Here is a 17,072-nt window from a genome sequence, read left to right on the forward strand (position 1 = left end):
CGCGCGCCCTGCTCGCCGACCTGCGACTCCGGTCGTCGAGGATCGGCGGCTCCGATCATCCGAACGGCCGCCCTTGCCGCCCGGACCCACGTTGCATACAATTTGCATCCGGCGGCTGCCGGGGCGACCCGCGTCGCTGTGCCCCGGCCCCACCGACACTCCCGAGGACGCCACCATGACTGCAGAGACCAGCTCGCCCGGAACGACCGACGTCGTCGTCGTCGGCGGAGGCAACGCCGCCTTCGTCGCGGCGCTCGCTGCCGCGGACCGCGGCCGGAGCGTCGTGCTCCTCGAGGCCGCCGTCGACGGCGAGGAGGGTGGCAACAGCTTCTACACCGCCGGCGCCACCCGCATCGTCCACGACGGTCTCGCCGACCTGACGAGCCTGGTCGAGCCGGACGAGCGGCACGCGACCACGGAGGTCCCGCCCTACACCGAGGCCGACTACGTGGGCGACCTGGAGAAGGTGACCGCCGGGCGCAACGACCCCGAGCTGAGCCGGGTGCTGGCCGCCGAGTCGCGCGAGGTCCTCCAGTGGCTCAAGGACTCCCACGGCGCGCGCTACCGCCTGATGTACGAGCGTCAGGCCTACGAGCGCGACGGCGGCGGCTACCTCTTCTGGGGCGGCCTCCACGTGGGCAACGTCGGCGGCGGGGTCGGACTGATCCGCGACCACCAGGCCGCCGCGGAGCGCGCGGGTATCGACGTCCGGTACGGCCACCGCGTGACCGAGCTCGTCAGCGGCGACGGTGCCGTTCGGGGCGTGGTCGCCGAGACCGCCGACGGCGGGCGCGTCGAGATCACCGCCGAGTCCGTCGTCATCGCGTCCGGCGGCTTCGAGGCGAACCCGGAGATGCGCGAGAAGCACCTCGGGCAGGGATGGGGCGGCGCGAAGCTGCGCGGCACCCCGCACAACACGGGCACCATGCTCGAGCGCGCCCTGGACCTCGGCGCAGGCACGAACGGTGACTGGGGCTCGTGCCACGCGGTCGCGTGGGACGCATGGGCCGAGGACAACGAGTCCAACCGCGAGCTCACCAACCGGCTCACCCGCGGCGGATACCCGCTGGGCATCGTCGTCAACATCGAGGGGCGCCGGTTCGTCGACGAGGGCGCGGACTTCCGCAACTACACCTACGCCAAGTACGGCGCGGAGATCCTCCGCCAGCCCGGCGCGATCGCCTTCCAGGTCTTCGACTCGACCCAGCGCCCGCTCCTGCGCACCGAGGAGTACGACATGCCGGGCGTCGGCGTCGTCGTCGCGGACACGCTCGAGGAGCTGGGCGAGGGGATGGGGGTCGACGTCGACGCGTTCGCCGCGACGGTGCGCGAGTTCAACGCGAGCATCGACCGCTCGATCCCGGCGGACCCGACCGTCAAGGACGGACGGCGGGCCGCGGTCGAGCCCCCGAAGAGCAACTGGGCGCTGCCGATCGAGGAGGGCCCGTTCTACGCCTTCCCGGTCACGTGCGGCATCACCTTCACGTTCGGCGGGCTCGCCACCGACACCCACGGCCGGGTGCTCGACGGTGCCGGCGAGCACATCGCAGGCCTGTACGCGTGCGGAGAGGCGCTCGGCGGTCTGTTCGCCGGGAACTACCCGGGCGGGTCGGGCCTGGCCGCGGGGGCGGTCTTCGGCCGTCGGGCAGGCACCCTGGCCTGAGCACGGTGGGCGAAGCGGACCAGGAGGTGCCGGTGGGCGAGCCGGGTGCGCGGTACGCACCGGGCGAGCTGGAGCGCGTGGCCGCCGGGATCCTCCGTGCGCTCGGCGTCCCCGGGGTCGACGCCGACCTCGTCGCGGACTCCCTCGTCCAGGCCGAGGTGTGGGGGCACAGCTCGCACGGGCTGCTGCGCCTGCCCTGGTACGTGGCCAGGCTGCGCAGCGGTGCCGTGCGTGCCGACGCCGCAGAGACCGTCCTGGTCGACACCGGGCCGCTGGTGCTCCTCGACGCCGCCGACGGCATCGGTCAGGTGATGGTCGAGCGGGCCCAACGGCTCGCGGTGGACCGGGCGCGCCGGTTCGGCATCGCCGGCGTCGGTGTGCGGCGTTCCAACCACTTCGGCACGGCCATGTACTTCACGCGCCGGGCAGCCGAGCGGGGCTGCGTGACCATCCTGTCGACCAACTCCTCGCCGGCCATGGCGCCGTGGGGCGGGAAGGAGAAGCGCGTCGGGTCGAACCCCTGGTCCGTCGCGGCGCCCTGGCGCGACGGCGTGATCTCGCTCGACGTCTCGAACACCGCCGTTGCGCGCGGCAAGCTCTACCTCGCGAAGCAGCGGGGGCACGACATCCCCCCGGACTGGGCGATCGCGGCCGACGGCTCGCCCACCACCGACCCGGGCGAGGGGATCGCGGGGACGATCCTGCCGATGGCCGGGCACAAGGGCTACGCCATCAGCTTCATGATGGATCTGCTCTCGGGCGCCCTGACCGGCAGCTCGGTGGGTACGTCCGTCGTCGGTCCCTACGTCCCCGACGGCGCCGGCGGAGTGGGGCACCTCGTCCTCGCGATCGACGTCGCGGCCATGGGGCCGGTGGAGGACTACGACGCCCGCGTGCAGCAGATGGTCGACGAGGTGCGCTCATCGCCGCTCGCGGCCGGGCACGCGCGGATCCACTACCCCGGCGAGATCGAGGACCTCGCGGCCGAGGCCGTGCGGGAGGCCGGCGGGCTCACCCTGCCGGCGCGGACCGTCGAGGAGCTGACCGGCCTCGCCGCGGAGCTCGGGGTGGCGGCCCCGAGGGCGACGGACGCGCCCGGCGCGGACTGACGCGGGATCCGTCCGGCGCGGAGGCCCGAGGAGTGTCGGCGGTGGGGTGGCGCCCGACGTGCCCGGGAGGCACGGGCACGTCCGGCCGCGAAGGACGGTCCGGGATCAGGCGAGTCGCTGCGTGTCCCGGTCGTCGCCGTCGCCCTCCTCGCCCTCCTCGGCGAGGGTCTCGAGCGATGCGAGCCCGCGCATGACGATGCTCCGGGACAGGGCGCGCGCCGTCGGCACGTCGTCCTCCTCGTAGGCGAGGATCAGCCGGCCGTGGTCGAAGTGCGACCGGCCGAGCCGGTCCGCGGTGAGGCCCCGTCGCCGCAGGATCATGGCGCGCAGCGCGATGACGTCGTGGAGCTCCTTGAGGAGCGCGTTGTCCGCGCCGTCCAGCTCGGTCTCACGGAACGCGACGTTGAGCCAGAGCGTCGTGGTCAGATCGCCCCGCTCGGCCGCCTCAGCCATGCGCGCGTGGATGCGGTGCATGGTCTCGACGTGCTCGGGCCGGGCGCGGTCGACGAAGTGCTGCGCGGCCGAGCCGTAGAGCAGCGCGCGCATCTCGTAGATCTCGCGGATCTCCTCGATGCTGCTGGTGCGGACCGTCGGCCGACGCCGAGGCGGGACCACGACGAGCCCGCTGCGCTCGAGCGCTCCGAGCGCGTCGCGCACCGGTGAGCGGCTCGTGCCGAACCGTTCGGCGATTCCGACGGAGTTCAGGTCCGTCGACGGCGGCAGGTCGCCCTCGATGATCTGGCGGGCGATGGTGACGGCGATGTCCTGCGCGGACGGGGAGGCCGAGACCTGCAGGCTGCGCGACAGGATGAAGGTCGAGAGCTGGGCGAGCGTGAGCTCGGTGCCGCCGAGCCGCACGACGAGGTCGTCGTCGGCCGCTCCCGTCCTCCCTGACATGCGCCCAGCATAGCGCAGTCATCACAGTCGCTGCCCCAAACTGTCGACAGAAGATGCCGAGGGTGTTGACAGACTGCCGGCCGATCCGTAACTTCCTTGCCACCCACCCGGCTAAGTGTCGACACAATGGCGTGACGTTGTCGCGGACCGTCGCCATGGGACCGGGTCCACCCCGTTCGACGACGAAAGAGGGAACGTGCGCGAGCACCTGGTCCACATCGACGGCGAGAGGCGTCCGTCCGCGAGCGGACGGACGCTCGAGGCCACCGACCCCTACACCGGAGAGGTCCTGGGGACGATCCCCGACTGCGACGCCGCCGACGTCGCCGACGCGATCGCCGCGGCCCGTGCCGCCTTCGACGGCGGTTGGCGCACGACGCCGGGCATCGAGCGGGCGCGGCTCCTGCACGTCCTGGCGGACGCGATCGACGCGCACGCCGAGGAGATCGGTGCGATCGAGACCCGGGACAACGGCAAGCTGCTCACCGAGACCGTCGGCCAGGCGCGTTTCGCCGCCCGGAACTACCGATTCTTCGCCGGCTACGCCGACAAGCTCTACGGCCGGACGATCCCGCTCGACCGCCCCGGGATGCTCGACTACACGCTCCGCGAGCCCGTCGGCGTGGCCGCCCTCATCACGGCCTGGAACTCGCCGATGCAGCTTCTCGCCAACAAGCTGGCTCCCGCGCTCGCCGCCGGGTGCACGGTGGTCGTCAAGCCCTCGGAGCACGCGAGCCTGTCGACCCTCCGGCTCGCCGAGCTCGTCGATGAGGTCGGCTTCCCGCCCGGGGTCGTCAACGTCGTCACCGGCGCGGCCGAGTGCGGACGGGCCCTGTCGGGCTCGACCGCGGTCGACACGGTGAGCTTCACCGGCTCGGTCGGCACCGGTGCCGCCATCGCGCAGACCTGCGCGGCCAACCACGTGCCCGTCACGCTCGAGCTCGGCGGCAAGTCGCCGAACATCGTCTTCGAGGACGCGGACGTCGACCGGGCGCTCGCGGGCGCGCTCGCCGGGATCTTCTCGGCCGGTGGGCAGACCTGCATCGCCGGCTCCCGGATCCTCGTCCAGGACTCCGTCCACGACGAGCTCGTCGAGCGCCTTGCCCGGCGCGCGTCCCGGATCCGCCTCGGCGACCCGCGCGACCCGGGCACCCAGATGGGCCCGGTCGCGAACGAGCCGCAGCGCGACCGCATCCTCGGCGCGATCGAGGCGGGCCGATCCTCGGGGGCCCGCGACCTCTCGGCCGAGCAGCCTGCCGCGGACCTGCCGGACAAGGGCCTGTTCGTCCGGCCCACGGTCTTCGCCGACGTCGACAACAGCTCGCCCCTCGCCAGGGAGGAGATCTTCGGGCCCGTCGCGTCGGTCATCCGGTTCCGGGACGAGGCCGAGGCGATCGCGCTGGCCAACGACTCCGAGTTCGGGCTCGCCTCGGGTATCTGGACCACCGACCTCTCCCGGGCGCACCGGGTCGCCGCGCGGCTCGTCGCGGGAACGGTCTGGGTCAACACCTACCGCGCGAGCGCCGCGCAGGCGCCGTTCGGCGGCGTGCGCCGCTCCGGCCACGGCCGCGAACGGGGCGAGGAGGCCCTCGACGAGTACCTGCGCGTGAAGAACGTCATGGTCGACCTGTCCGCCGACTACCACGACAGCTTCGAGGAGACGGGAGCGGGCGATGAGTGATCCGCGGATCGGGGTCGTCGGCCTCGGGAACATGGGCCTGGAGATCGCAACCCGCCTCGCAGGGAGCTGCGACGTCGTCGGGTACGACACGGACCCCGCGGCGCGGGACCGGGCCGCCGCCGCCGGCGTAGTCCCGGTGGACGACCTCTCGGGCCTCGCGGGCTGCGGGAGCGTCGTCCTCTCCCTGCCGCGGCCCGAGGTCACCCTCGAGGTGCTCGACCGGCTGGCCGGACACCTCGCCGATGGCGCCACGATCATCGAGACGTCGACGGTCAACGCCACCGACATGCACGCGGTCGGCCGGCTCTGTGCCTCGGCAGGACTGCGCTGCATCGACGCGGCCGTGCTCTCGGGAGTCGGCGCCATGCGATCCGGCGACTCCACGCTGCTCGTCGGCGGGGAACCCGAGGACGTCGACCGCGTCCGCCCCGTCCTCGAGGCTTTCAGCGGACGGATCCTCACGTTCGGCGAGCTCGGAGCAGGCATGGCGGCGAAGGTCGTCAACAACGCGGTCGCGCACGCGGTGATGGTCGTGCTCGTCGAGGCCGTCGCCCTGGCACGGTCGGCAGGTATCGCGCTCCAGGACATCGCCGACCTGCTCGCCGATAGCGAGGGCGGCGTGCTGCGGCCCCTGACCCACCGCATCCAGGAGCGAGTGGCCCGCGGCGAGTACGAGCCCGGCATGCCCACCGACGCCGCGCGGAAGGACTCGGTGCTCGCCCTGCAGTACGCCCACAGCCAGGGCGTGCCGCTGTTCGCGATCCAGGGTGCGCACTCGGTCTACGAGATCGCAGTCGCCGAGGGCCTGGGGCGGCTCGACTACGCCGCCGTCGCCACCCTCTGGGACCGCTGGCAGAGCGAGGACACCACGGCGGCGACCGCCGCTCCCGGTACGACGAAGGAGTAAGTCCGATGGACGTACGGATGACCGACCTCCAGCTGCACTACGGCGACTTCCACGCCGTCAAGGACGTCACGCTGTCCGTCGACGACGGCAGCGCGCTGGTCCTCCTGGGCCCGTCGGGGTGCGGGAAGACCTCGACCATGCGGACGATCGCCGGCCTGGAGACCCCGAGCGGCGGACGCATCACCATCGGTGGGCAGCCGATGTTCGACGCCTCGACGAGGACCAACGTCGCTCCGAACAAGCGCAACGTCGGCATGGTCTTCCAGTCCTACGCGGTCTGGCCGCACAGGACCGTGCGCGAGAACGTCGAGTTCCCCCTCCGGGTCCGCAGGACGGAGACCGCCGCGCGGAGGAGGAGGGGCGACGAGATCCTCGCCCTGACCGGACTGACCGAGTACGCGGACCGAGGCGCCAGCCGACTCTCTGGCGGGCAGATGCAGCGCGTGGCACTCGCTCGCAGCCTGGCCATGAACCCGTCGGTGCTGCTGCTCGACGAGCCCCTGTCCAACCTCGACGCACTCCTTCGCGAGAACCTGCGCAACGAGCTCCGACGCATCCAGCAGGAGGCGGGCATCACGTCGGTGTACGTCACGCACGACCAGGCCGAGGCGCTCGCCCTGGCCGACCGGATCGCCATGATGCGCGCCGGCCGGGTCGTCCAGACAGGTACGCCGGCGGAGCTCTTCGAGAACCCCGTCGACAAGGACGCTGCGCGATTCATGGGGTTCGAGAACATCCTCGAGATCGCCACCGGCGAGACCCCGGTCCGACTGGCCGGACGCTACGTCGTGCCGCACTCCGACCAGGTGGCCGACGCGGTGACCGACCACGAGACCGACGGCGAGGGCACGCCCGCGCAGGGCCGCGAGTACCTCTGCGTCCGGGCGGAGAACGTGACGCTCACGGCCGCTGACGACGGCGGGACCGGTGACACGGAGGCCGAGATCTCGGTCGTCACCTACCAGGGCCGCAGCGTCGAGTACGACTGCGTGATCGACGGCGATACCACGATCCGCGTGAAGGTCGGCGGGAGCGCCGCGAGGTTCTCGCGGGGTGACCGCGTGCGCCTGGCCGTCGATGTCGAGGCGGCCCGGATCCTCGGTGGTGGTGACGGTGCTTAGGCGGGCCGCGCGCCGGCAGTCGAGCGGCATGAGGATCGCGTTCGGCGTCACGGTCGCCGTCGTCGTCGTGCTGGTCGGAATCCCGATCCTGTTCGTCGTGTTCGCGGCTCTCTCGGACGTCATGCCGCGGCCGGGCAACATCTCGATGGGCAACCTCAGCATCGAGACGATCCGCCAGATCGTCAACGGGCAGACGTTGGACGCCGCGACGAACTCGCTGCTGCTCGCGTTCGGCGCCTCGCTGGTCGCGCTCGTGACCGGCACCGTCCTCGCGGTCCTGCTCGCCAGGACGAACATCCCCGGCCGGCGTTTCCTGCGCGTGGCCGGCATCGCCCCGATGTTCATCCCGGCATTCGTCGCGGCGCTGTCCTGGTCGATCCTCGCCAGCCCCCAGTCGGGCCTCATCAACGTCCTCCTGCGCGACCTCGGCATCGACCTGACGATCGACGCCTACTCGATGGGCGGGCTCGTCTTCGTCCTCGGCGTCTACTACGCGCCCTACGTCTTCCTCTTCGTCTCCAGCGCGCTCGCCCTGATGAACCCCGACCTGGAGGAGGCGGCTCTCGTCCACGGCGACTCGATGTTCGGCACCCTCAGGCGCGTCACGCTCAGCCTCATGACGCCGGCGATCGTCGGGTCGACGTTCCTGGTGTTCATCCTCGCGCTGGAGAACTTCCCCGTCGCCCAGTTCCTCGCGACGCCCGGTCGGATCGACACCCTGCCCACCTTCATCTACCGGTACATGAGCGAGTCCCCGCCGCGCGGCAACGAGGCGGCCGCGATCGCCGTCGTTCTCATCGTCATCGTGCTGGGCCTGACCTGGCTCCAACGGGTGATCGTCGGCGGCCGTGACTACACCACCGTCGCCGGCAAGGGCATGCGCGCCAGGGTCCTCGACCTCGGCCCGTTGCGGTGGGTCGCCGCCGTCGCCGTGGCGCTCTACTTCTTCGTCACCGTGGTCCTGCCCGTCGGGGCGCTCGTGGTCGTCTCGGCCTACTCCTCGCCGTACATAGCCTCGGTGACGAACATGCTCGACCGCGGCAGCTTCACCGGCGAGCGGCTGCTGGCGCCGCTCAGCGACTCCATGGTTCTCGACGCGATGGGCAACTCCGCGATCGTCTCCGTGGTCACCGCGGTGGCAGCGACGGCTCTCGCGTTCATCGTGGCCTACCTGGTGTACCGCACCCACCTCAGGGGGCGCGGGGTGCTCGAGGGCCTGTCCATGGCCCCGGTGGCGATCCCGGCGATCGTCATGGGCATGGGTCTGCTCTGGACGTGGCTCATCCTCCCGATCCCGATCTACGGGACGCTCGCGATCCTCGTCGTCGCCTTCGTGGCCGTCCAGCTCCCACAGGCGTTCCGCGGGATGTCGAGCTCCATGCTCCAGGTCAACAAGGAGCTCGAGGAGTCGGCGATGGTCCACGGGGCGAGCCGGTTCCGGTCGATCGTCACGGTGACCGCGCCCCTCATGCGCTCGGGCATCGGCTCGACCTTCGTCCTCATGCTCATGCTCTCCATGCGTGAGATGACCGTCCCGCTCTTCCTCTACAACACCAACACCCGGCTGCTGTCGATCGTCATCTTCGACCAGTACGAGAACGGCGCGATGCAGAACGCCGCTGCCCTGGGGGTCTGGTACGTGCTCATCATCGGTGCGCTCGCGGTGATCGCCGGTCGCCTCGGTGTCAAGAGCATCGCCTGACCCCGCCACACGTCCACGCACGACCCATGCACCACAGGAGGATCAGATGAAGAAGTCTCAGCGTCGAGGCACCCTCGCAGCGGCAACCGTCGTCGCACTCACGCTCGCCGCGTGCGGCGGGGGAGACGGAGGGGAGTCGGAGGCGGACGTCAACGAGGACGGCGACCTCGTGGTCGAGGGCCAGGTCATCGCCACGGCGGACCAGCTCGAGGAGGCGTCCGGTGAGAACGGGCTCGTCCTGTACACCGGCTCGGGCGAGACCGGCGAGCGCCAGCTACTCGAGCAGTTCACCGAGGACACGGGCCTGCCGGCCGACCTCGTCCGGCTCGTGCCCAACCGGCTGACCGAGCGCGTGCTGTCCGAGCACGCCTCCGGCCAGCTGGGCAGCGACGTCATCCGGATCGACGGCTGGGACCTCGTCGAGCAGCTCGTCGACGCCGAGGTCTTCGTCCCGCACACCCCGCCGGAGTCGATCGAGCTCCCCGAGGAGGCGATCCACGAGGACGGTGCCTACTTCATGTCCTACAACCGCCCGTACGTGTTCGCCTACAACAACCAGGTCGCGGAGAGCGAGCCGACGTCGTGGGCCGACCTCTCACCGGAGAGCTTCGACCCCGGGCAGATCGGGGTCACCCAGGTCAACGTCGCCGGCTCGACGCACCTGCTCCAGCGCTTCCATCTCGACGTCATGGGAGAGGAGTGGCTCGGCGGGCTCGCTGCGACCGAGCCACGGATCTTCGACTCCGCCTCCCCGCTCACCGACTCCCTGGCCCGCGGCGAGATCCACGCCGGCGCCGTGCCGCTGACGGTGGGGCAGGTCGCCTACAACGACGGGGCACCCATCACGCTCGTCGTGCCGGAGGAGGGGTTCCCCGTCAACGAGTACATCGTCGGCCTGTCCGACGGTGGCTCGAGCCCGGTGACCGCGGAGATCTTCCTCAACTGGACCCTCTCGACGGCTGGGCAGTCCGCAGCCACGGAGATCGGTGACTACCCGATCAACCCGGAGGTCGGTGCGCCCACGATCGGTGACAGTGAGATGCCGCCGCTCGACGACGAGGGTGTCTATCGCGTGACGATGGACGAGTACCTCGAGAACGTCGATGCCGACACCGAGATCTGGCTCTCGCTCTTCGAGTACACGAGCTGACCTCGGCTTCGCTCCGACGGTCCTCGGGCCCCGGCCGGCGCCGGGGCCCGAGGTGTGCCGTCGGTGGGGTGGCGCCAGCCGTGCCCGGGAGGCGCGGCGAGGAACCTGCGCGCTCCCACCGTCGGTGCACGCTCCGCGACGGCGGGGCGCACCCGCCCGGCCCCGGCGCGCGGGCGAATGACACCGGTGTCGTTCTGCCCCTACCATGGCGGCCGAGAAGTATCCCCGGCCGTCGACCGGCCGGGGCGACGAGGGACGGACGAGGAGCGTGACATGTCGGCAGCGACGCCCGAGGCGGGCGCGGCGCGGACCGGGGCGACCGGTGCGGCGGACGGCCTCACCGACGTCGAGGCGGGCGTGCTGGACGTCGAGCGGCGCTGGTGGCGCTACTCCGGTGTCAAGGAGACGGCCATCCGGGAACGCCTCGGCATGAGCGGCACCCGGTACTACCAGATCCTCAACCAGCTCCTGGACTCCGAGGCAGCGCTCGCCCAGGACCCCATGCTCGTCAAGCGGCTGCGCCGCCTGCGGTCCGAGCGGCACCGCGAGCGCAGCGTCCGTCGCCTCCAGCTCCCCTGAGGCCGGGCCCGTGTCCCCTGAGCGAGGGTCCGAGCACGGGCCGCGACGCCGGGTAGCGTGACCCGCGTGAGCGCTCCCGACCAGTACCCCGAGGACGAGTTCGACGAGGCCGCGCGCAGCCGCGCGGCCCACGGCTCGCACCGCGAGCGCGCGCGTCGCGCCTCGCTGCTCCCGCTCATCGCGGTCCTGGCCGCCCTCGTGGTGGTCGTCTGGGTGGCGGCGCTGCTGGTCGGCGGCGGCGGGGACGACGACGAGACCGCCACCGAGGGCCCCACGCCCACCGACGGTCCGGTGGAGTCGCCCACCGGCGAGGAGACGCCGTCCGGCGAGGCCGGGGAAGAGAGCCCGACCGACGGCTCGGCCGACGAGGAGTCGCCGAGCGAGGACGTCCCCGCCGGCGACGTCGACCTGGCGACCGACGTCGAGGTGCTCAACGGCGCACGGGTCGCCGGCATCGCGGGCCGCACGGCGGAGACGCTGGGCGCGGCCGGGTTCACGACCGTGACCACGGGCAACATCGGCGAGGGACCGCCAGAGGTGTCGACCGTGTACTACGCGGACCCCACGCTGGCGGCGACGGCGCAGGAGGTCGCCGACGCGCTGGGCATCGACGCCGTCGAGGAGGACGCGGAGCAGGCCGCGACGTCGTCGGTCGTCGTGGTGCTGCGCCCGGACTTCCAGGAGTAGCGCCCGCCTCCCCGGCGATCCGGCCCGGCCGGACGTCGGCGCACGCCGCGAATTGGCTGGCGGCGGGCGGGCGCCTGCCCCAGGATGGGGCGATCCGGTGCCGAGAGCCGGACCGGCGAGGTACGAAGGAGGCGCCATGTCGGACCAGGACTCCCAGCCGACCACCGAGGACGTCAAGGCGAAGATGCGCGAGGCCCTCGAGCGGAAGAAGGCCAGGGGCGGTGCCTCGCACGGCGACGGCGGGCACGGCGAGGGCAAGGCGCACGACGTCGCCGCACCCGACCTCAAGCGGACCTTCCGCCGCAAGTCGGGCTGACAGCCGGGCCGGACCCCGGCCCGCACCCACGCGCACCGCGTGCCCGCCCACGCCGGTGCATCATCGGACGGTCGGGGGTCGTCAGTCGGACGACGGCGACCCCTGGCCGGACGGGATCTGAGCGGGCAGCTGCCCGGACTCCTCGAGGGCGAGGACCGTGAGCACGACGTTGGCCGCGGACCACGCGAGCGGTGCGACCGCCGCCGGCGAGCCGTCCGCGAGCACCTTCTCGGGGATGGCCCCGGACTCCGTGCGGTGGGACTCGATCCAGGCGAGGCGGCGCACGGCATCGTCGGGCCGGCCGTTCTCCGCGGCCACCCACGCGTACAGCGAGGTCTGCGGCGTCCAGGAGATGCCGTCCCGCCGCCAGCTGCTCCCGGGCGCCAGCCCACCCGCGGGCCGGGACATCTCCCCGGACGACACGAGCCAGGCCGTCTCGGCGCCGGTCGGGCCGGCGTCGGTGAACGGCGGCAGGAGGAAGGCCGTGGAGGCGTCGCGGCCCGACACGCCCCGGACGGCCGCCGTGGGGTCCCAGGACGCGTACCGCGTCCAGCCGTGCACCCCGAAGGTGGCCTCGAGGGCCGCGCGGACCTCCTCCGAGCGCTCCCGGGCCAGGTCGGCGAGCTCGTCCTCGCCGAGCGCCTCGAGCAGGGCGGGCGCGGCGGCGAGGCCCGCCCACTGGGGCGCGACCGCACCGAGCGGCAACCGGTCCTCGGGGATCTCCCAGTAGTCCGACGTGGGCGCCGGCAGGCGGCTCGGCGTGTCCGTGGCCTGGAGCACGGCGTCCACCGATCGCACGACGACGGGGGCGAGATCGGCGAGCACGGCGTCGCAGTCCTCGGCGGGCCCGCGCGGCGGCGCGCCGGTGTCCGCGGCCGGTGCGGGGTCGACGGCCGGGTGGCCCGCCTGCTCGCGGCAGGCGGCGACCGTCTCGCCCGCACCCCACAGGATCCAGCCCGGGCCGTCGCCCTGGGGTGGCCGGTCGTCCGGCGTCCCGGACAGGTCGGGCAGGTGCCGGGGGGCGAGCAGGCCGTCCTCCGAACGGGCCTCGCCGACGGCGACGAGGGCGTCCGCCGCGTCGCGGACATGGCCGGTGCGGGCGAGCGCGACCGCGACGAACGCGGTGTCGCGCGGCCAGACGTACTGCCACCGGGGGTGCCACGCGGCGAGCACCGCGCGCGGGTCCGTGTCCGCGACGGGTCCCGACGTGCCCCGACCCCCCTGGAGGGCGTGCAGGTCGAGCAGGGCACCCGCGGTCATCTCCTCCCACTGCGTGCCGGCGCCCGGCACGACGCCGCTCGCGAGCCAGGCCCGCTCACGGCTCGCCTGCAGGCGGGCGGCGGGCAGGTCCGTGGCGCGCGTCGGCACGACGACCCGCGACCCGGCGAGGTAGTCGGCGTCCCGACCGGCGGGCAGCGAGCGGACGAGCCCGTCGGCCCCGGTCCCGAGCCCGTCCTGGTAGAGCGCGATGTGGGTCGAGGTCCCACCCCGCTGTCCCTGGACGACGTTGGCGCCGGTGACCAGGGCCAGCGAGGCGAAGGTGACAAGGAGCGCGACCGTGAGGCGCAACCTGCTCGGACGGCCGATGCCGGCGCGCCGCCGGCTCGACGCGGACGGGCGTTCGGCGGACACCGGGGCACCCTACGTGCGGGCGGCCCGTGGCCGCTGCCGGCCCGCCCCGGTCTCCTTGCACTCGACCACCGAGAGTGCCAGACTCGGGTTAGCACTCTCGACCCGAGAGTGACAATCCACCGGCCTCGGTGAGGCCGCCCGCCGACGCGGGACATGAACGCGTCGTGCGGCGGTCGTCCGTCGCGGGCACCTCGGCCGGAACGCCACCACACCGTGGAGGAACACACCAGCATGGCCAAGAGCATCGCTTTCGACGAGGAGGCCCGGCGCGGCATGGAGCGCGGGCTCAACGTCCTCGCCGACACCGTCAAGGTCACCCTCGGCCCCAAGGGCCGCAACGTCGTCCTCGAGAAGAAGTGGGGCGCCCCCACGATCACGAACGACGGCGTCTCGATCGCCAAGGAGATCGAGCTCGAGGAGCCGTACGAGAAGATCGGCGCCGAGCTCGTCAAGGAGGTCGCCAAGAAGACCGATGACGTCGCGGGTGACGGCACCACCACCGCCACCGTCCTGGCCCAGGCGCTCGTGCGCGAGGGCCTGCGCAACGTCGCCGCCGGCGCCAACCCGATCGCGCTGCGCCGCGGCATCGAGCAGGCCGTCGAGGTCGTCGTCGAGCGCCTGTTCGCCGACGCCAAGGAGATCGAGACCAAGGAGCAGATCGCCGCGACCGCCGCGATCTCGGCCGGCGACCCGGCCATCGGCGAGCTCATCGCCGAGGCCCTGGACAAGGTCGGCAAGGAGGGTGTCGTCACGGTCGAGGAGTCGAACACCTTCGGCCTCGAGCTCGAGCTCACCGAGGGCATGCGCTTCGACAAGGGCTTCCTCTCGCCGTACTTCGTCACCGACGCGGACCGCCAGGAGGTCGTCCTGGAGGACGCCTACGTGCTCCTCGTCGAGTCGAAGGTCTCCAACGTCAAGGACCTGCTCCCGCTGCTGGAGAAGGTCATCCAGTCGGGCAAGCCGCTGGCGATCATCGCCGAGGACGTCGAGGGCGAGGCGCTCACCACGCTCGTGCTCAACAAGATCCGCGGCACCTTCAAGTCCGCCGCCGTCAAGGCCCCGGGCTTCGGCGACCGCCGCAAGGCGATGCTGCAGGACATGGCCATCCTCACGGGCGGCCAGGTCATCTCCGAGACCGTCGGCCTCACGCTGGAGAACGCGGACCTCGACGTCCTCGGCCGCGCCCGCAAGGTCGTCATGACCAAGGACGAGACCACGATCGTCGAGGGCGCCGGCGAGGCGGACCTCATCGAGGGGCGCGTCCAGCAGATCCGTGGCGAGATCGACAACTCGGACTCGGACTACGACCGCGAGAAGCTCCAGGAGCGCCTCGCCAAGCTCGCCGGCGGCGTGGCCGTCATCAAGGCGGGAGCGGCCACCGAGGTCGAGCTCAAGGAGCGCAAGCACCGCATCGAGGACGCCGTCCGCAACGCGAAGGCCGCCGTCGAGGAGGGCATCGTCGCCGGTGGTGGCGTCGCGCTCATCCAGGCCGCCGTGGCGGCGTTCGAGAACCTCTCGCTCGAGGGCGACGAGGCGACCGGTGCGGCGATCGTCCGCACCGCTGTCGACGCCCCGCTCAAGCAGATCGCGATCAACGCCGGCCTCGAGGGCGGCGTCGTGGCGGAGAAGGTCCGCTCGCTGCCCGCCGGTCACGGCCTCAACGCCGCGACCGGTGCGTACGAGGACCTCCTCGCCGCGGGCGTCAACGACCCGGTGAAGGTCACGCGCTCGGCGCTGCAGAACGCCGCGTCGATCGCCGGTCTGTTCCTCACCACCGAGGCGATCGTCGCCGACAAGCCGGAGAAGGTGGCCCCGGCCGCCGGCGGCGGCGACGACATGGGTGGCATGGGCGGCTTCTGATCCGCTGACGTCCACCCCCGGACCACGACGGCGGGCCGTCTCCCACGCGGGAGGCGGCCCGCCGTCGTCGGTCCGTGGTGGTGGGCCGGCGGTCCGGCGACCTGGCGGCCCGGCGGTCCAGGGGTCAGGTGGCCCCCGGGAGCGCCTGCGCGGGCAGGACCTGCGCCGTGCTCGAGCAGAGCACGGTGATCGGCTCGGGCCGGTCCGTGATGGAGCCCAGCGTCTCGACGTCGAGCAGGACGAGCGGGAAGGAGCCCGAGCCGTCGTGGCTCGGCGCCGTGCCCAGGTCCCGGCCGCGTCCCGACGTCGTCGCTCCGCCGTGAGCCGCCGTGCCGTGCTCGATGCACACGCCCCACGACGACGGCGTGCGCGCGCCGTCGGCGAGCTCGAGAGGGAGCGGGGCGAACGCCCGGCTGACGTAGGTCTCGCCCGGCGCGAGCACGATGCCGCGCGCATTGAGGGGGATGACGGTCGCCGGCGCGGACCGGCTCGTCAGCCACGCCACGCCGCCGTCGACCTCGACGGCCGATTGGATCGAGGCCGGGTCGGCGGCCAGCTCCTCCGCGCCCGGGGCGGTGGCCCCGATGCCGCGCACGAGCAGCCGGTCCGTGTCGCCGGTGTTCGTCACCTCGTAGATCGCCTCGAGGGTGGTCTGCGCCGGGTCGGCGGCCGCACCCGTCGTGTCGAGCCGGACCGTCATGCTCAGGCCCTCCGCGGAGGTCGTGCGGGCGACCGCGTCGCCGTCGTCGGAGTCCGGGCGCTCCACGGGCACCTCGTCGCCCGGCGCCCCCGTCGGGCCGGCCGGCGCGTCGTCGGCGCAGGCGCCGAGCAGGAGCGCGAGCAGGCCCGCGGTGACGGCGGCGACGGGGCGGAGGCGCGGGTGCATGGCGCAAGGATGCCAACGATCCGTGGCCCGTGGACCGGTTCCGGGAGTCCCTGCGAGCGCGGGCCCGCGCCGGAACGCGCGCACCTGCTCGGACGTCCGTGCCGGTCTCAGCCCGCGGCGTCGCCCGCGAGTGCCGTCCGGGCGCGATCGGCCACGGCGACGACGGCCGTGGCGAGTCGCGCGGTGAGCTCGGGCGTGGCGCGCACGCTCGGCATCGACATGGTGAGGGCGACGTGCTGACCGGCGACCCGGCCGATCGAGGCGCCGATCGCCGTCACACCGGACTCGGACTCGTTCTCGTTGAGGCCGTAGCGCCGGTGGCGGATCCGGGCGACCTCCTGCTCGAGGTCCGCCACCCGTACCCGCGACCGCGGTCCGGCCCCGCCGTCAGGGCCGAGGAGGGCGCGGACGTCCTCGATATCCAGCTCGGCGAGCATCGCCTTGCCGCCCGACGTGGTCCAGGCCGGCATCGTCATCCCGGTGCGGGAGGTCACGCGCAGCCCCTGCGCTGACTCGACGCCGTCGACGAACGTCACCTCCGCGCCGCTGCGCACCAGCACGTGACAGGTCTCCCCGCACGTCTCGAGCAGCTGGTCGAGGAACGGCCGCACCACCTCGGCCACCGTGCCGCCGCGGCGGCTGATGCCGGGGGCGAGCAGCGCCGGTCCGGCGTCGTAGCGGCGGTCGGCGAGCTGGACCACGTAGTCGCGCGCGGCGAGCGTGGCGAGCAGCCGGTGGGTGGTCGACGGGGCGACCCCGATCCCCCGGGCGAGCTCGACCACGCCGAGCGGACCGTTCGTGCCCAGGGTGCCGAGCAGCCTGAGGGCACGGTCGACCGACTCGACGACGGCCGGCGCAGCCGACGCGTTGTTCCGTTCCATG

The 17,072-nt window shown here is 72.8% G+C and carries 15 protein-coding genes; 11 read left to right on the top strand and 4 right to left on the bottom strand.

Translation table 11 applies throughout. The features are described 5' to 3' along the window. The first annotated feature begins 175 nt into the window (after positions 1 to 175). Together tcuA and AC24HA_RS03450 are read left to right on the top strand one after the other, a co-directional pair. Positions 176 to 1,663, top strand: coding sequence for an FAD-dependent tricarballylate dehydrogenase TcuA (gene tcuA, locus AC24HA_RS03445; protein ID WP_425708076.1), 1,488 nt, complete (start codon positions 176 to 178; stop codon positions 1,661 to 1,663). A gap of 5 nt (positions 1,664 to 1,668) precedes the next feature. After that, on the top strand, positions 1,669 to 2,772 hold the full coding sequence (locus AC24HA_RS03450; RefSeq protein WP_425708077.1) for an Ldh family oxidoreductase: 1,104 nt from the start codon (positions 1,669 to 1,671) through the stop codon (positions 2,770 to 2,772). Between the two features lie 105 nt (positions 2,773 to 2,877). Here AC24HA_RS03450 and AC24HA_RS03455 read toward each other — a convergent pair whose 3' ends face one another. Continuing rightward, positions 2,878 to 3,669 carry a GntR family transcriptional regulator gene (locus tag AC24HA_RS03455; RefSeq protein ID WP_425708078.1) on the bottom strand — a complete coding sequence of 264 codons (792 nt, stop codon included), beginning with the start codon at positions 3,667 to 3,669 and terminating at the stop codon, positions 2,878 to 2,880. A gap of 196 nt (positions 3,670 to 3,865) precedes the next feature. On the opposite strand from AC24HA_RS03455, the gene AC24HA_RS03460 reads away from it, so the two are divergent. The 8 genes from AC24HA_RS03460 (at position 3,866) to AC24HA_RS03495 (ending at position 11,812) form a co-directional block, all read left to right on the top strand. Next, positions 3,866 to 5,350 carry an aldehyde dehydrogenase gene (locus AC24HA_RS03460; protein ID WP_425708079.1) on the top strand — a complete coding sequence of 495 codons (1,485 nt, stop codon included), beginning with the start codon at positions 3,866 to 3,868 and terminating at the stop codon, positions 5,348 to 5,350. Continuing rightward, positions 5,343 to 6,257: an NAD(P)-dependent oxidoreductase gene (locus AC24HA_RS03465; protein ID WP_425708080.1), complete on the top strand. Its 915-nt coding sequence runs from the start codon at positions 5,343 to 5,345 to the stop codon at positions 6,255 to 6,257. Before AC24HA_RS03460 ends, AC24HA_RS03465 begins: the two co-directional genes overlap by 8 nt. Positions 6,258 to 6,262: 5 nt before the next feature. Next, positions 6,263 to 7,378 carry an ABC transporter ATP-binding protein gene (locus AC24HA_RS03470; RefSeq protein ID WP_425708081.1) on the top strand — a complete coding sequence of 372 codons (1,116 nt, stop codon included), beginning with the start codon at positions 6,263 to 6,265 and terminating at the stop codon, positions 7,376 to 7,378. Between the two features lie 28 nt (positions 7,379 to 7,406). Further along, positions 7,407 to 9,080 (top strand): ABC transporter permease, encoded by a 1,674-nt coding sequence (locus AC24HA_RS03475; protein ID WP_425708082.1) that lies wholly within the window; start codon positions 7,407 to 7,409, stop codon positions 9,078 to 9,080. 46 nt (positions 9,081 to 9,126) lie between these two features. Continuing rightward, a complete protein-coding gene (locus AC24HA_RS03480) occupies positions 9,127 to 10,230 on the top strand; it encodes an ABC transporter substrate-binding protein (protein WP_425708083.1) in 1,104 nt (367 codons plus the stop codon). Between the two features lie 273 nt (positions 10,231 to 10,503). Next, complete coding sequence (locus AC24HA_RS03485) at positions 10,504 to 10,809, top strand: DUF3263 domain-containing protein (protein WP_425708084.1); 306 nt, start codon at positions 10,504 to 10,506, stop codon at positions 10,807 to 10,809. Between the two features lie 66 nt (positions 10,810 to 10,875). Continuing rightward, on the top strand, positions 10,876 to 11,496 hold the full coding sequence (locus AC24HA_RS03490; protein ID WP_425708085.1) for a LytR C-terminal domain-containing protein: 621 nt from the start codon (positions 10,876 to 10,878) through the stop codon (positions 11,494 to 11,496). 136 nt (positions 11,497 to 11,632) lie between these two features. Further along, positions 11,633 to 11,812 carry a DUF5302 domain-containing protein gene (locus AC24HA_RS03495; RefSeq protein ID WP_425708086.1) on the top strand — a complete coding sequence of 60 codons (180 nt, stop codon included), beginning with the start codon at positions 11,633 to 11,635 and terminating at the stop codon, positions 11,810 to 11,812. A gap of 81 nt (positions 11,813 to 11,893) precedes the next feature. Here the strand turns inward: AC24HA_RS03495 and AC24HA_RS03500 are convergent, their stop codons facing one another. Next, complete coding sequence (locus tag AC24HA_RS03500) at positions 11,894 to 13,444, bottom strand: glycoside hydrolase family 15 protein (protein WP_425708087.1); 1,551 nt, start codon at positions 13,442 to 13,444, stop codon at positions 11,894 to 11,896. A gap of 231 nt (positions 13,445 to 13,675) precedes the next feature. On the opposite strand from AC24HA_RS03500, the gene groL reads away from it, so the two are divergent. Further along, entirely contained in the window at positions 13,676 to 15,304 is a 1,629-nt protein-coding gene (gene groL / locus AC24HA_RS03505) for a chaperonin GroEL (protein ID WP_425708088.1), read from the top strand. A 124-nt stretch (positions 15,305 to 15,428) separates the two neighbouring features. On the opposite strand, the gene AC24HA_RS03510 is transcribed toward groL, so the two are convergent. Together AC24HA_RS03510 and AC24HA_RS03515 are read right to left on the bottom strand one after the other, a co-directional pair. Further along, positions 15,429 to 16,190: a hypothetical protein gene (locus AC24HA_RS03510; RefSeq protein WP_425708089.1), complete on the bottom strand. Its 762-nt coding sequence runs from the start codon at positions 16,188 to 16,190 to the stop codon at positions 15,429 to 15,431. A gap of 107 nt (positions 16,191 to 16,297) precedes the next feature. Next, a complete protein-coding gene (locus tag AC24HA_RS03515; protein WP_425708090.1) occupies positions 16,298 to 17,071 on the bottom strand; it encodes an IclR family transcriptional regulator in 774 nt (257 codons plus the stop codon). Position 17,072 lies beyond the last annotated feature (1 nt).

The organism is Georgenia sp. Z1491 (assembly GCF_057652395.1).